Source organism: Olsenella sp. oral taxon 809 str. F0356, from assembly GCF_000233535.1.
GTDB lineage: Bacteria > Actinomycetota > Coriobacteriia > Coriobacteriales > Atopobiaceae > Olsenella_I > Olsenella_I phocaeensis.
Genome location: NZ_JH376563.1, coordinates 35,809 through 50,748, shown reverse-complemented (window position 1 = coordinate 50,748; position 14,940 = coordinate 35,809). Strand labels below are relative to the sequence as shown.

Here is a 14,940-nt window from a genome sequence, read left to right as displayed (position 1 = left end):
CGTTGCCCCTCGCTTGCCGCTGGGCGGAGATGATCTCGAAACATGCCTGAAATGCCATACGCTAGCGGGCGAGAGGTTGCGCCGACCCCGTTCTGCGCAACAAGGGACACGTTTGCGTGGAGAGAGGCAAGAACATGAAAGACCTGATGGGCAAGAACCTTTCGCGTCGCACCTTCCTCGGCGTCTCGAGCGGCGTCGCGGCCGTCGCGGGCCTGGGGCTCGTGGGCTGCGGCGGCGGCTCCGGCAGCAACGGCGGCAGCAGCGCCGGTGGCGAGAAGGCGGCCGGCGGCACCCTCACCGTGGGCACCGCCTACGCGACCCAGAACTACCACCCGTCCACCACGTCCTCGGCGCTCGCCCTGAGTGCCAACATGAACGTGGTTGAGGGCCTCTACGAGCTCGACTTCCATGACTACAGCACCCGCGCCGCCCTGGCCGCCGGCGACCCCACCAAGGTCGATGACACCACCTTCGAGGTCAAGCTGCGCGACGGCGCCAAGTTCTCCGACGGCACCGACGTCAAGGCGGAGGACGTCGTCTCGTCCTTCAAGCGCGCCAACGCCGAGGGCAACATCTACGTCTCGATGCTCACCCCCATCGCCTCCATCGAGGCCAAGGATGACACCACCGTCACCGTCAAGACCGCCTTCCCCGACTTCTCGCTGCTCAAGGAGCGCCTGGCGATCGTCAAGGTTGTCCCCAGCTCCGCGACCGACGAGGACCTGACCGCGAAGCCCACCGGCACCGGCCCCTGGATGTACGACGAGATCACCGACGCCTCCGTCACCCTCGTCCCCAACCCCAACTACAACGGCGAGTTCGCCGCCAAGGACGAGAAGATCCGCTATGACGTCCTGAAGGACGCCACCGCCCGCGTGACCGCCGCCCAGGAGGGCACCGACCTCATCTGCGAGTCCGTCCCCGCCGACTCCATCGACCAGCTCAAGAGCGCCGGCCTCTCCATCGACACCGTCCAGGGCTTCGGTACCCGCTTCATGATGTTCAACGTCAAGAAGGCCCCCTGGGACAACGTCAAGGTCCGCCAGGCCGTCATGTACGCCCTGAACTACGACCAGATGATCTCCAACGCCCTGGCCGGCATGGCCTCGACGCCCTCCTGCTACCTGCCCGAGACCTTCACCAACTACAACAAGGCCTCCATGGTCTATTCCTACGACCAGGAGAAGGCCAAGTCCCTCATCGCCGAGGCCGGCATCACGCCGGGCGCCATCACCCTGCGCACCACCGACAACGACCAGGTCGTCGCCATGTCCACGCAGATCAAGAACGACCTCGACGCCCTGGGCTTCGACGTCTCGATCCAGACCGACACCTCCGCGGCGACCTACGCCGCCATCGACGGCGGCGAGGCCTACGACCTCCTGCTCGCCCCCGGTGACCCCAGCTGCTTCGGTGCCGACCCCGACCTGCTGCTCAACTGGTGGTACGGCAACAACACCTGGATGCAGAAGCGCTGCGTTTGGAACGACTCCCCCGAGTTCGCGAAGCTCCACGAGCTGATGGACCAGGCCCTCTCCCAGACCGGCGACGAGCAGCAGAAGACCTGGAACCAGTGCTTCGACCTCATCTCCGAGAACGTTCCCCTGTATCCCGTCCTGCAGGTCCAGACCACGACCGGCTCCTGGCGTGACACCGCCAACGGCGACGGCACCAAGGTCTCCAGCGACTTCAAGGGCATCGGGACCACGGGCATCTCGCTGATCGGCGTCTCCACCACGAAGTAGTCGGCTCCGTCCCAACAGGCAGCGCGAGGGTAGGGCCCGGGCTTCAGGTACTGCCCGGGCCCTACCTCCTTGGAGCTGCCACGTCCTGACCGCACAGCGTTCGGAAAGGGGAGAGGCCACGTGAACAACCTCCTGCGCCTCATCGGACGGCGATTGGTGGCGCTGCCCATCATGGCCCTCGGCGTCACGATCCTCGTGTTCTTCCTCATGTCGTTCTCCAAGGTCGACCCGGCCTACAACGCGCTCGGCGAGAGCGCCACGCCGGAGGCGGTGGCCCAGTACCACGCCGACCACGGCCTGGACGACCCGTTGCCCACCCGCTACCTCCGCTACATGGGAGGGCTCCTCCACGGTGACCTCGGGAGCTACGGCGCCTCGAACTACTCCGTCGGCGAGCGCGTGGCCAAGGCCCTGCCCGTCACCATGCAGCTCACCTTCATCGGCCTGATCCTGGGTGCCATCGTGTCCTTCCTCCTGGGAGTGCTCGCCGCGCTCTACCGCGACGGATGGCCCGACCAGCTGATCCGCGTGCTCTCCATCGCCGGCCTCGCCACGCCCTCGTTCTGGCTGGCGGTCCTCATGATCCTGCTCTTCTCGTCGATGATGCACGTGCTGCCCGCCTCGGGCCCGCTGCCCAACTTCTTCGCCAACCCCGGCGGCTATGCCGCGCGCATGCTCATGCCCGCCGTGGCCCTCGCCTTCCCGCTCACCGGCCAGATGACCCGCATCGTGCGCACCGCCATGGTCGAGGAGCTCGACAAGGACTACGTCAAGACCGCGAAGGGCGCCGGGCTTCCCCAGGCCGTCGTCATCGGTCGCAACGTCCTGCGCAACGCCCTCATCACGCCTGTCACCACGCTGGGCCTCAAGATCGGCTACCTCATGGGCGGCGCCGTGGTCATCGAGACCATCTTCAACCTGCCCGGCATGGGCATGGCGATCCTCGAGGGCATCCAGGGCAACGAGACGAACCTGGTCCAGGGCGTCGTCATCGTCGTCGCGCTGTCGTTCATCGTGATCAACATCGTGGTCGACATGCTCTACCTCCTCATCAACCCCAGGATCAGGACGGTGTAGCCATGCTGACTCAGAGAAAAGAACAGGCCGAGAAGCTCGAGCAGGCCGCCGCGGGCGGCGCTCGCCTCGGCGGCTGGAAGAAGATGAGCGTCGGCTCCAAGGTCTCGCTCGTCCTGCTCGTCCTGGTGGCCCTCTCGGCCATCCTCGCCGCGGTCCTCTCTCCCTATGACCCGGTCGAGATCTTCACCGCGCGCCAGGCTCCCGGCGGCGGCTTCATCTTCGGCACCGACGACAAGGGGCGCGACATCCTGAGCCGCATGCTCTACGGCGGCCGCTACTCGCTGGTCATCGGCTTCGGCGCCACCCTCATGGCGCTGGTCTGCGGCTCCGTCATCGGCGCCATCGCCGCGGTCTCGCGCAAGTGGGTGTCCGAGGTGATCATGCGCGTCCTGGACATCATCATGTCCTTCCCCGGCATCGCGCTCGCGGCCGTGTTCGTGTCCATCTTGGGCAACAGCATCGGCTCGATCATCTTCTCCATCGGCTTCATGTACACGCCCCAGATCGCCCGCATCGTGCGCGCTAACATAGTGAGCGAGTACGGAGAGGACTACGTGCGCGCGGTCATCGTCTCCGGCGCCCGCGCCCCCTGGATTCTGATCAGGCACGTCCTGCGCAACTGCATCGCGCCGATCATGGTATTCACCGTGACCCTCGTGGCCGACGCCATCATCTTCGAGGCCTCCCTCACCTTCATAGGGGCCGGCATCCAGGAGCCCACCCCCACCTGGGGCAACATCCTGGCCGACGCCCGCGGTGGCGTGCTCGCGGGCCGTTGGTGGCAGGCGCTCTTCCCGGGCATGGCCATCATGGTCACCTGCCTCGCGCTCAACATCCTCTCCGAGGGCCTCACCGACGCCATGGCCGCCGCCCCCGGCGCCCCCGTCGACGCGGACAACTCCGAGAGCCGCCGTGCCGACGACATCCTGGCCTCCAATCCCGTCAAGGCCTACGAGGAGCAGGCGGAGGCGCTGGGTCGCAGGCTCGGTGCGCTGCGCGAGGTCGAGCTCGCCCGCGACGACCGCCACGTCCCCGACTACTCCGTGGAGCCCCTGCTGCAGGTCAAGGACCTCTGCATCAGCTTCCTCTCGCACGGTGACGTCCAGGTCGTGGACCACGTCAGCTTCGACGTGCGCCCCGGCCAGTGCATGGCCCTGGTGGGCGAGTCGGGCTGCGGCAAGTCCATCACCACCAAGACGATCATGAACCTCGTGGACCCCAAGGAGACGGTCACGGGCCAGCTCATCTACAAGGGCCAGGACCTGCTCAAGCTCAGCTCCGAGGAGCATCGCAAGCTCCTGGGCACCGAGATCGCCATGGTCTACCAGGACGCGCTCTCGTCCCTGAACCCCTCCATGCTCATCTCGACGCAGATGAAGCAGCTCACCGACCGAGGTGGGACCCGCTCCGCGGAGGAGCTGCTCGAGCTCGTAGGCCTCGATCCCAAGCGCACCCTCGAGTCCTACCCGCACGAACTGTCGGGCGGCCAGCGCCAGCGCGTGCTCATCGCCATGGCGCTCACCCGCGACCCGTCGCTGGTCATCTGCGACGAGCCCACCACGGCCCTGGACGTCACCGTCCAGAAGCAGGTCATCAAGCTCCTGAACGACCTCCAGGCAAAGCTGGGCTTCGCCATGGTCTTCGTGAGCCACGACCTCGCCCTGGTGGCCGAGGTGGCGTCCGAGATCACCGTCATGTACGCCGGCCAGGTCATCGAGCAGGCGCCGACCAAGGAGCTGCTCTGCAACCCCGTCCACGAGTACACCCGCGGGCTCCTGGGGTCGGTCCTCTCCATCGAGGAGGGCGCCCGTGACGGGAGCCGCCTGCACCAGGTGCCCGGCTCGGTCCCCTCGCCCGAGGACTTCCCGCGCGGCGACCGCTTCGCCCCGCGCTCCAGCCATCCCACGCTGGGCCTGGACGTGCACCCCGTCATCAAGAGCCTGCCGGGATGCGCCAACCACCGCTTCTCGGAGCTGCCCGACGACTATCTGAGGCAGAACGGGCTCGTTCCCTATCTAGACACCCTCAAGGAGGTGAGGTAGGTGGCCGACCAGAAGGAACCCATCATCTTCCTCGATGACATCTCCGTTACCTTCCGCACCCGCACGGGATCCATCCTCCACCCCAACCTGGTCCATGCGGTCCAGGGCGTGACCATCAAGCTCATGCCGGGCGAGACCATAGGAATCGTGGGCGAGTCGGGCTGCGGCAAGTCCACCACGGCCAACGTCATGTGCGGCCTGCAGTCGCCGACCTCCGGCCACGTCTACTTCCAGGGGACGGACGTCACGAAGCGCACGGCGGACCTGCGCAAGAAGATAGGCCGCGTCGTCTCGGTCGTCTTCCAGGACCCCGCCACGGCCCTCAACCCGCGCATGGTCGTCCGCGACCAGCTGCAGGACCCGCTGCTGGTGCACAAGGTGGGGGCGTCCGCCGACCAGGAGAGGCGCATCAACGAGCTCGTGGAGCTCGTGGGCCTGCCCAAGAGCGCGCTGCGCGCCCTGCCGGGTCAGCTCTCGGGCGGGCAGCGCCAGCGCGTCGCCATCGCCCGCGCCATGTCGCTCAACCCCTCGGCGATCATCGCCGACGAGCCCACCTCTGCCCTCGACGTGTCCGTGCGCGCCCAGATCCTCAACCTGCTCACCGACCTCAAGAGCGAGCTGGGGCTCTCGATGATCTTCATCAGCCACGACATCCAGACGGTCCGCTACATCTCCGACCGAATCATTGTCATGAACCACGGGCAGATCATGGAGCAGGGTCCGGCGCAGCAGGTGTTCAACGACCCCCAGGACGAGTACACCAAGACGCTCCTCGGGGCGGCACCGTCGCTCTTGCACCCCAAGATAGGTCGCTAGCAGCGAGCGCCCCGTCTGGCCGCGTGCCGGGCGGGGCGCGTCTCTCATGCGCGTCGCAGAGGACTAAGATGTGCCATCGTGCCCGGGCTTCCGGGCAGGCAGAGAGAAAAGGGTAGCCACATGTCAGACTTCAAGATCCGCGGCGTCGTGCCGCCCGTCGTCGTCCCCGACACCGAGGACCGCAGGCTGGACGTAGCCTCCTTCGAGCGCTCCATCGACCGCATGATCGACGCGGGCGTGGACGGCCTCTTCTTCCTGGGCTCCTCGGGAGAGGTGGTCTTCTCCACCGACGAGAGGCGCAACGAGGTCGTGCGCGAGGCGGTGCGCATCGTCGACCACCGCGTGCCCGTCCTGGTGGGCATCATCGACACCGAGACCGAGCGCGTGATCGAGCATGGCAGGCGCGCCCAGGAGCTGGGCGCCGACGCCCTCGTTGCCACCGCGCCCTTCTACGCCCTGGGCGGCATGGCAGACGTCGAGGAGCACTTCCGCGTCCTCCACGAGGAGCTCGACCTGCCCGTCTTCGCCTACGACATCCCCGTCTGCGTGCACACCAAGCTCCCCTGGAAGCTCCTGGCCAGGCTGGGGGCGGAGGGGGTGCTCGCGGGCGTCAAGGACTCCTCGGGCGACGACATCTCGTTCCGCTACCTCTGCCAGGAGAACGAGAGGCTGGGCCATCCCCTGAGCCTGCTCACCGGCCACGAGATTGTGGTCGACGGGGCCTACCTCTCGGGGGCCGACGGGTCCGTCCCCGGCCTGGCGAACGTCGAGCCCCACGGCTACGTGCGCATGTGGAGGGCCGCCGAGGCGGGCGACTGGGCCACGGTCAAGGCCGAGCAGGACAAGCTCAACGAGCTCAGCCACATCTTCGACGTCACCACCGGCGTCCAGGGCTTCGGCGGCGGCGTGGGCGCCTTCAAGACCGCCCTCATGCTCATGGGCGTGTACGAGTCCAACCAGATGCCCCGCCCGGTCAAGGCGCTCGAGGGCACCAACGTCGAGGCCATCCGCTCGGTGCTCGTGAGCTGTGGCCTCCTCGAGGCCTAGGCGAGAGGCGGCTCCCGCCCGAAGACGCAAGCCCGGGCGCGCTTGCGACGACGGCGCGCCCGCACCCCAGGAAGGAGTCCCATGGCAGCAGAGGCCAAGCGCGTCATCGCGCTCGACATCGGAGGCACCAAGATCGCCTCGGCCCTCGTGACGCTCCGCGCGGGCGAGGCGCCCCTCATCGAGCACTATGGCAAGGTTCCCACCGAGGCCAAGCTCGGTGGGCAGAGGGTGCTCGGGAACGCCATCGAATCCGCCCGTCGCGTCGCGGAGGTGGCGGGCGGCGGGCTGGACGGCATCGGCGTCTCGAGCGCGGGCGTCATCGACCCCGCGACGGGAGACGTCACCTACGCGAACGAGATCATGCCCGGCTGGGGCGGCACCCACCTGGGAGCCGAGCTCGCGCGCGAGCTCGGACTTCCCGCCCGCGTCCTGAACGACGTGCACGCCCATGCCCTGGGCGAGGCGCGCTGGGGCGGTGGCAGGGACGCCTCGAGCTGCCTGGTCGTCGCCGTGGGCACCGGCATCGGCGGTGCCTTCGTGCTGGGCGGTCACATCCTCCTGGGAGCCCACAACGAGGCGGGCCACGTGGGCCACGTGAGCTGCTCCGACGCCACCGGAGTCCCCTGCTCCTGTGGGGCGACGGGTCACCTCGAGCCCATCGCCGCAGGTCCCGGCATCATCGAGCGCTACCTCGAGCTGGGCGGCGATGCCACCCAGGCGGACGGCAGCCCCATGGACGGGGCCGAGATAGACCGCCGCGCGGCACGGGGCGACCAGGCCGCAAGGGACGCCGAGGTGCGCTCCGGCCATGCGATAGGCGAGGTCCTGGGCAGCATGTGCAACATGCTCGACCCCGACTGCGTCATACTCTCGGGCTCCGTCGCCCAGTGCGGGCCCGCCTGGCACGATGCCATGGAGCGTGGCTGGCACGAGGCGGTCATGCCGCCCGTGGCATCCACGCCCGTCCGCTCGGGCGAGCTGGGCGGCAACGCGCCCCTCATCGGCGCCGCCGAGAACGTAGTCCGCTCGGGCTACGCCGAGTTCGAGTAGGCAACGAGGGGGCCGTGCGAGGAGCGCGGCCCCACGTCTGGAGGTAGAAATGGAAGTCTCGCCCCTGGTCCAGTCGCTCAAGGGAAGGCTCGTCGTGAGCGTCCAGGCCTATCCCGGGGAGCCCCTGCGGCATCCCGAGACCATGGCCCAGATGGCGGAGGCCTGCGAGCAGGGTGGCGCCGCCGCCATCCGCTGCCAGGGCCTCTCTGACATCGCCGCCATCAAGGGCAGGGTCCAGGTGCCCGTCATCGGCCTCTGGAAGGAGGGGCACGAGGGCGTATACATCACGCCGACCCTGCGCCATGCCGTCGCCTGCATCAACGCCGGCGCGGACGTCGTCGCCATAGACGCCACCGACCGGCCCCGTCCCGACGGGAGGACCTTCGCCCAGACGGTGGCGGACCTTCGCGCCCAGTGCGAGACCCTCGTCATGGCCGACTGCATGACCATCGGCGACATACGCAACGCGGTGGCCGTCGGCTGCGACCTCGTGTCCACGACCCTCTCGCACAACAAGGCCGCCATCGACACCACCATGGACGACGGGCCCGACCTCCCGCTCCTGAGGCAGGCCACCGAGGAGTTCCCAGGCCTTCCCATCATCTGCGAGGGCCACGTGCACACGCCGGCGGACGCGGCGGCGGCCATCGGCGCCGGCGCCTGGGCCGTGGTCGTGGGGACGGGCATCACGCACCCCACGAGCCTCACCAAGTGGTTTCGCGCCGCGGTGGAGGGATGAGTCGGGGCCCTCGGGTCAGTTGCGGACTTCTCGCGTCTCAGGGTCCGCAGCTGACCTCCTGCTGGCGCGAGCCAGGCAGGGGTCTGGCCTGCCCTGGGCGCGCGTCGCAAACGGTTCGTTCGCGTGGGACGTCTAGCCGTACAATCAGGTGAGTCCGCAGCGCGGGCGGGGGAGGACCCCGCCCGCACCCCGTAGAGGGAGGGTCCATGGGAGCCGCAGTCAAGCCAAACGTGACCATCGACGACTGGGACAAGCTCGACGTCCGCGTGGGTCTGATCGAGCGCGTCGAGGACGTCAGGGGCTCCAAGAAGCTCGTTGCCCTCCACGTCGACTTCGGTGACTTCAAGCGCACCATCCTCACGGGGATGAGGGAGGAGCGCGAGGACTGCAGGGCGATTGAGGGGACCAAGACCCTCTTCCTCGTCAACATGGCGCCGCGCAGGATGGCAGGCATGCTGAGCGAGGGCATGCTCCTGGACATCGGCTACGAGGACGGCATCCCCTCGGTCCTCGCGACGCTCGAGAGGGACGTGCCCTCGGGCACGAGGCTCTGCTAGCCATGACCAACAGCAGCCAGCGCATGAGGGACGCCGCCGCGGCGGACCGCGTCCCCGACATCGTGGTGATCACCGGGATGTCGGGCAGCGGGCGCACCCAGGCCCTGCACGTCTTCGAGGATATGGGCTACTACTGCATCGACAACCTCCCTCCCCGCCTCGTCCTGGACCTCGCCCGCGTGGTGGGCATCAACGCCAACACCGGCCGTCACCTGGCCGTCACCTGCGACCTCAGGAGCCAGGGGCTCTTCGACGAGGTCACCGACGCGCTGGCGCAGCTCCGTGACCACGAGCTCAGCGTCAAGACCCTCTTCCTCGACTGCTCGGACGAGGTGCTGCTGCGCCGCTACGACGAGACCCGTCGCCGTCACCCCATCGCCCAGGAGGGCGAGACGACCGTTGCCGCCATAGCCCGCGAGCGCGCCGCGCTCGCGCCCATCCGCGACGAGTCCGACCTGGTCATCGACACGAGCCGCCTGCGCACGAACGCCCTGCGCAGCCGCATCAGGCACGCATTCTCGGAGCTCGACGAGCAGCAGCTCCTGGACGTGAGCGTCTTCAGCTTCGGCTTCAAGCACGGGCTCCCCGCCGAGGCCGACCTCATGATTGACGTGCGCTTCCTGCCCAACCCCTTCTACGACCCCGCCATGCGCGAGCTCACCGGCAACGACGCCCTGGTCACCGACTTCGTCATGCAGAACAAGGTGACGGCGGACTTCATGGTCGCCTGGAAGCGCCTCCTGGACGTGGCGATGCCGGGCTACGTGGCCGAGGGCAAGACCCAGCTCTCCATCGCCGTGGGCTGCACGGGCGGCCAGCATCGTTCCGTGGCCATCGCCAACGCGACTGCAGCCTACCTCACGGGGCAGGGCTACCGCGTCTCGCTTTCGCACCGCGACCTCCCCCTCGCCAACCGGAGGCCCTGATGGGCCTCGCGACGGTGCGGCACGGGGGTCGGTCGCAGCCCGCGCGCGTGGCCACTCTCGCCTGCGGGGGTGATGGGACATGTCGTTCACCGCGCAGGTGAAGGACGAGCTGTCGCGCGTGGAGGGGGAGTGCCCGCTCTGCGCCTACGCCCAGCTCTCGGCCATAACGCGCATCTGCGGCACGCTCTCCTTCAGGGGTCCGGGGCGCTACTCGATCCGCGTCTCGACCGAGACCGGCGCCGTGGCGCGCACCATGATCAAGCTCACCCACGAGCTCTTCGACCTCGAGACGCCTCTCACCGTGCGCCGCTCCAACCTGCACAAGGCCCGCAACTACCTCATAGAGATCCCCGAGCAGCGCGAGCTCGAGGCCGACCTCGTCCGCCTGGGCATCCTCCTGCCGGGCCGCGGCCTCGCGCCGGGCATCCCCTGGCAGCTCCTGCGCTCGGACCACTGCAGGCGCGCCTTCGTGCGCGGGGCCTTCATGGCCGGGGGTTTCATCGCGGACCCCAGGGGCGACTTCCACCTCGAGGTCGCGGTCACGGGCGAGGAGTTCGCCCGCGAGCTCGCCGACGTCCTGGAGGACCTGGGGGTCTCCGCCCGCCTCAACCGCCGACGCGGCTCCTTTGCGATCTACCTCAAGAGCTTCGACGAGATAGCCCGCCTCCTCGACGCCATGGGCGCGCGCCGCTCCACCCTCCTCGTCGACAAGGTGCGGCGCATGAAGTCGCTCAAGAACGACGTCAACCGCCGCGTCAACGCCGAGATGGCCAACCAGGCCCGCTCGACCGGTGCCGCGGCGGACCAGCTGGGCCTCATCGACCAGGCGGAGCGCGAGCCCGGGCTGCGCGCGCTGCCGCCGGCGGTGAGGGAGTTCTGCGCCCTCAGGAGGGCGCATCCCGAGAAGTCGCTGGCGGATCTCGGCGCCATGGCCGAGCCGCCGGCATCCAAGTCGGCCATGTACCATCGCCTCCTGCGCCTCCAGAAGATCGTGGGGGAGTCGCAGGGGGCGTAGCGCGTGCCCGTATGGGCGAGAGTTGCCCTGGCCACGGCACCTAACGAGGAGCGCGAGCGCGGCGTAGCGCGCGCCCGTGGGCGAGAGTCGCCCCCGTCCCGCCTGGAAGGTCCCTGCCGGCGCGCCGGACACGGCGGCGGGCCCGGGTACCTCTCGCCTGGCCATTCCAAATGCACCCCGAACAGTGGCCAACCGTGGGCGCGCCTCCAAATTCACCCCCATTTGGCTTTGGGCGACCGAGTTGCAGTTTTGTGGGTAAAATAGGGGTGTGCTTGTAAGAGTGTTGGCCACTCCCGAGGAACGGCCTCGGTTGGCCTCGCGAAAGGAGAAAGCATGGCAGTCAAGGTTGCTATCAACGGCTTCGGACGTATCGGTCGCCTCGCGTTCCGCCAGATGTTTGGCCACGAGGGCTCCGAGATCGTCGCCATCAACGACCTCACCTCGCCCGATATGCTCGCGTACCTCCTGAAGTACGATTCCACCCAGGGCAACTACGCCCGTGACCACAAGGTCGAGTCCACCGAGGATGCCATCATCGTCGATGGCAAGAAGATTACCATCTACAAGGAGGCGGACGCCAACAACCTGCCTTGGGGCGAGCTCGGCGTCGACGTCGTCCTCGAGTGCACCGGCTTCTACACCTCCAAGGCCAAGGCGCAGGCCCACATTAACGCGGGCGCCAAGAAGGTCGTCATCTCCGCCCCCGCCGGTAACGACCTGCCCACCATCGTCTTCAACGTCAACCACGAGCAGCTGACCGCCGACGACAACATCATCTCCGCCGCCTCCTGCACCACCAACTGCCTCGCCCCCATGGCCAAGGGCCTGAACGACTTCGCCCCCATCGTCAGCGGCATCATGACCACCATCCACGCCTTCACCGGCGACCAGATGGTCCTCGACGGCCCCCAGCGCAAGGGCAACAAGCGTCGCTCCCGCGCGGCCTCCGAGAACATCGTCCCCAACTCCACCGGCGCCGCCAAGGCCATCGGCTTGGTGCTCCCCGAGCTCAACGGCAAGCTCATCGGTGCCGCCCAGCGCGTCCCGACGCCGACCGGCTCCCTCACCAACCTCTATGCCGTCGTTGACAAGAAGGTCACCGTCGACGAGGTCAACGCTGCCATGAAGGCCTACGCCGAGACCATCCCCGAGACCTTCGGCTACAACGAGGACGAGATCGTCTCCCGCGACATCGTCGGCGAGACCCACGGCTCGATCTTCGACGCCACCCAGACCATGGTCCAGGACCTCGGCAACGGCCAGAGCCTCGTCCAGGTCACCTCTTGGTACGACAACGAGAACTCCTACACCTCTCAGATGGTCCGCACCATCAAGTACTTCGAGAAGTTCGTTGCCTAGCCACTAGGCACCCTCGGTTTTGCAGGGGCGCGGCCGCTGGCCCACGGGTCGCAGCCGCGCCCCTTTCTTGCACGGAGTCGCATCGATCGCCGCAGCAGAAGGAGTGAGCATGGCTTTTACCAAGAAGACCGTCCGCGACGTGGACGTCGACGGCAAGCGCGTCATCATGCGCGTCGACTTCAACGTCCCCCTGAAGGATGGCGTCGTCACCGATGACACGCGCGTCCGCGCCGCCATCCCCACCATCAAGTACCTCAAGGAGCATAACGCCGGCATCGTCCTCATGAGCCACCTCGGACGTCCCAAGGGTGACGGTCCCGAGCCCGAGCTCTCGCTGAAGCCTGCCGCAGACAAGCTCGCCGAGCTCACCGGATACGAGGTCAAGTTCGTGGACGACACCTACGGCGAGAAGGCGGCCGCCGCCGTCGCCGAGGTCAAGCCCGGTGACATCCTGGTCCTCGAGAACGTCCGCTTCCTCAAGGCCGAGAAGAAGAACGACCCCGAGGTCGCCAAGAAGCTCGCCTCCTATGGCGACATCTTCGTCCTCGACGCCTTCGGCACCGCCCACCGCGCCCAGGGCTCCGTCGTCGGCCCGGCCGAGTTCATCCCCGCCGTCGCCGGCTTCCTGCTCGAGAAGGAGGTCGACACCCTGACCTCGATCTTCGCCGAGCCCGAGCGCCCCTTCGTCGCCATCGTGGGCGGCTCCAAGGTCTCCAGCAAGATCGGCGTCCTCGACCACCTCATCGACTCCGCCGACACCCTCATCATCGGCGGCGGCATGGCCTACACCTTCTTCCTGGCCAAGGGCTACAGCGTGGGCACCTCCCTCAAGGAGGAGGACTGGATCGAGCGCGCGGGCGAGATGCTGAAGAAGGCCGAGGCCAAGGGCTGCAAGATTCTGCTTCCCGTCGACAACGTGGTCGCCGACCACTTCGGCGAGGACGCCACGGGCGAGGTCGTCGACTCCGACAAGATTCCCGACGACCGCATGGGCATGGACATCGGGCCCAAGACCGTCGAACTCTACTGCGAGGCCGTCAAGGCCGCCAAGACCGTCTTCTGGAACGGCCCCATGGGCGTCTTCGAGATGGACCAGTTCGCCAAGGGCACCGAGGCCGTCGCCCGTGCCATCGCGGACTCCGACTGCACGTCCATCATCGGCGGCGGTGACTCCGTCGCGGCAATCAACAAGTTTGGCCTGGCCGACAAGATGAGCTGGATCTCCACTGGCGGCGGCGCCTCCATGGAGCTCGTCGAGGGCAAGGCCCTTCCCGGAGTGGAGGCGCTTCTCGATGCGTAACAGGATGATCGCCGGCAACTGGAAGATGAACAAGAGCTACTCCGAGGGCGTCGTCCTGGCTCAGGGCCTGGCCCGCGAGCTCGAGGGCGGCACGGGAGACGTCGACGTCGTCGTCTGCCCCCCGACGGTCGACCTCAAGGGCGTCGCAACCGTCATCGAGCAGGAGAGCGCGCCCTTCTCGCTTGGCGCCCAGAACGCCTACTTCGAGGAGTCTGGCGCCTACACCGGAGAGACCGCTCCCTCGATGTTGACCGACATCGGCGCGACCTACTGCATCATCGGCCACTCCGAGCGTCGCGGCTACTTCGGCGAGACCGACGAGGACATTAACAAGAAGGCCAAGGCCCTGATGGCCCATGGCATCGTGCCCATCAGCTGCTGCGGCGAGTCCCTCGAGGTCCGCGAGGCGGGCAAGCACGTCGAGTTCGTCGTGGACCAGATCAAGAAGGACACCGAGAACCTCGTCATCGACGATCCTTCGAAGTACGTCGTCGCCTACGAGCCCATCTGGGCCATCGGCACCGGCAAGACCGCCACGGCCGACGACGCCCAGGAGGTCTGTGGCGCCATCCGCAAGACCCTGGCCGAGGTCTTCGGCCAGGAGGTGGCCGACGGCATCCGCGTGCTCTACGGCGGCTCCGCCAAGCCCGAGAACGTGGCCGGTTTCCTCGAGAAGGAGGACGTGGACGGCGCGCTCGTCGGTGGCGCGTCCCTCAAGGCGGACTCCTTCGCCGCCATGGTCAAGGCGGCCATGTAGGGGGACGGTCCCTCTCGCCCAAGGAGACCTGGGCCCCGGCACGGAGGTGTTGGGGCCCATTTTTTGTGGGCGGGACCGACGCGCGTGGGGCGAGCGTCGGCAGGCTTGGGGCTGCCGTCGATTCTATGGCAGTTGGTAACGGCCTTGACTCATGTGGTAAGCTAACCAATCGATGTAGTTGCACCATCCGTGGGCACATAAAAAGGAGCACTTCGTGGGCGTTCTGAACACCATCCTTCTGGTCATCCTGGCACTCTCGGCCGTCCTGACGGTCATCCTCATCCTCATGCACTCCGGGAAGGGGACCGGGGTCTCGGACATGATCGCCTCCTCCATGTACAACTCGGCCGCCGGCTCGGGGGTCTGGGAGAAGAACCTCGACCGCCTCACCGTCATCACCGCGGTCGTCTTCGGTGTCACCGTCTGCGTCATGGCGTTGACCTTCCCGCTGGGCACCATCTAGGCTCTTGCGCGCACGGCCCGTCTTCCGCCCCTGGGCGCGTGGACGGG

14 protein-coding genes are annotated in these 14,940 nt (G+C 67.7%); all 14 read left to right on the top strand.

Annotation, left to right across the window (positions count from 1 at the left end; translation table 11 throughout):
* Nucleotides 1–134 precede the first annotated feature (134 nt).
* Complete coding sequence (locus HMPREF1008_RS00265) at nucleotides 135–1,745, top strand: ABC transporter substrate-binding protein (protein WP_009277837.1); 1,611 nt, start codon at nucleotides 135–137, stop codon at nucleotides 1,743–1,745.
* A 120-nt stretch (nucleotides 1,746–1,865) separates the two neighbouring features.
* Nucleotides 1,866–2,822: an ABC transporter permease gene (locus tag HMPREF1008_RS00260; protein ID WP_009277836.1), complete on the top strand. Its 957-nt coding sequence runs from the start codon at nucleotides 1,866–1,868 to the stop codon at nucleotides 2,820–2,822.
* 2 nt (nucleotides 2,823–2,824) lie between these two features.
* Nucleotides 2,825–4,864: a dipeptide/oligopeptide/nickel ABC transporter permease/ATP-binding protein gene (locus HMPREF1008_RS00255; protein ID WP_009277835.1), complete on the top strand. Its 2,040-nt coding sequence runs from the start codon at nucleotides 2,825–2,827 to the stop codon at nucleotides 4,862–4,864.
* Nucleotides 4,865–5,680, top strand: a complete 816-nt coding sequence (locus HMPREF1008_RS00250) for an ABC transporter ATP-binding protein (RefSeq protein ID WP_009277834.1) — start codon at nucleotides 4,865–4,867, stop codon at nucleotides 5,678–5,680.
* A gap of 120 nt (nucleotides 5,681–5,800) precedes the next feature.
* Complete coding sequence (locus HMPREF1008_RS00245) at nucleotides 5,801–6,727, top strand: dihydrodipicolinate synthase family protein (RefSeq protein ID WP_009277833.1); 927 nt, start codon at nucleotides 5,801–5,803, stop codon at nucleotides 6,725–6,727.
* A gap of 81 nt (nucleotides 6,728–6,808) precedes the next feature.
* Nucleotides 6,809–7,777, top strand: coding sequence for an ROK family protein (locus tag HMPREF1008_RS00240; protein ID WP_009277832.1), 969 nt, complete (start codon nucleotides 6,809–6,811; stop codon nucleotides 7,775–7,777).
* A gap of 49 nt (nucleotides 7,778–7,826) precedes the next feature.
* Nucleotides 7,827–8,516 carry an N-acetylmannosamine-6-phosphate 2-epimerase gene (locus HMPREF1008_RS00235; protein ID WP_009277831.1) on the top strand — a complete coding sequence of 230 codons (690 nt, stop codon included), beginning with the start codon at nucleotides 7,827–7,829 and terminating at the stop codon, nucleotides 8,514–8,516.
* A 206-nt stretch (nucleotides 8,517–8,722) separates the two neighbouring features.
* Entirely contained in the window at nucleotides 8,723–9,073 is a 351-nt protein-coding gene (locus HMPREF1008_RS00230) for a tRNA-binding protein (protein WP_009277830.1), read from the top strand.
* A gap of 2 nt (nucleotides 9,074–9,075) precedes the next feature.
* On the top strand, nucleotides 9,076–9,999 hold the full coding sequence (gene rapZ / locus HMPREF1008_RS00225) for an RNase adapter RapZ (protein WP_009277829.1): 924 nt from the start codon (nucleotides 9,076–9,078) through the stop codon (nucleotides 9,997–9,999).
* Nucleotides 10,000–10,078: 79 nt separating this feature from the next.
* The gene (whiA, locus tag HMPREF1008_RS00220) at nucleotides 10,079–11,014 is read left to right on the top strand and encodes a DNA-binding protein WhiA (RefSeq protein ID WP_009277828.1); all 936 of its coding nucleotides are present in this window, start codon (nucleotides 10,079–10,081) and stop codon (nucleotides 11,012–11,014) included.
* Nucleotides 11,015–11,347: 333 nt separating this feature from the next.
* The gene (gene gap, locus HMPREF1008_RS00215) at nucleotides 11,348–12,373 is read left to right on the top strand and encodes a type I glyceraldehyde-3-phosphate dehydrogenase (protein ID WP_009277827.1); all 1,026 of its coding nucleotides are present in this window, start codon (nucleotides 11,348–11,350) and stop codon (nucleotides 12,371–12,373) included.
* Nucleotides 12,374–12,482: 109 nt separating this feature from the next.
* Complete coding sequence (gene pgk, locus HMPREF1008_RS00210; protein WP_009277826.1) at nucleotides 12,483–13,673, top strand: phosphoglycerate kinase; 1,191 nt, start codon at nucleotides 12,483–12,485, stop codon at nucleotides 13,671–13,673.
* Entirely contained in the window at nucleotides 13,666–14,430 is a 765-nt protein-coding gene (gene tpiA / locus HMPREF1008_RS00205) for a triose-phosphate isomerase (protein WP_009277825.1), read from the top strand. Before pgk ends, tpiA begins: the two co-directional genes overlap by 8 nt.
* Nucleotides 14,431–14,644: 214 nt before the next feature.
* The gene (gene secG / locus HMPREF1008_RS00200; RefSeq protein ID WP_009277824.1) at nucleotides 14,645–14,893 is read left to right on the top strand and encodes a preprotein translocase subunit SecG; all 249 of its coding nucleotides are present in this window, start codon (nucleotides 14,645–14,647) and stop codon (nucleotides 14,891–14,893) included.
* The last annotated feature ends 47 nt before the right edge of the window (nucleotides 14,894–14,940 follow it).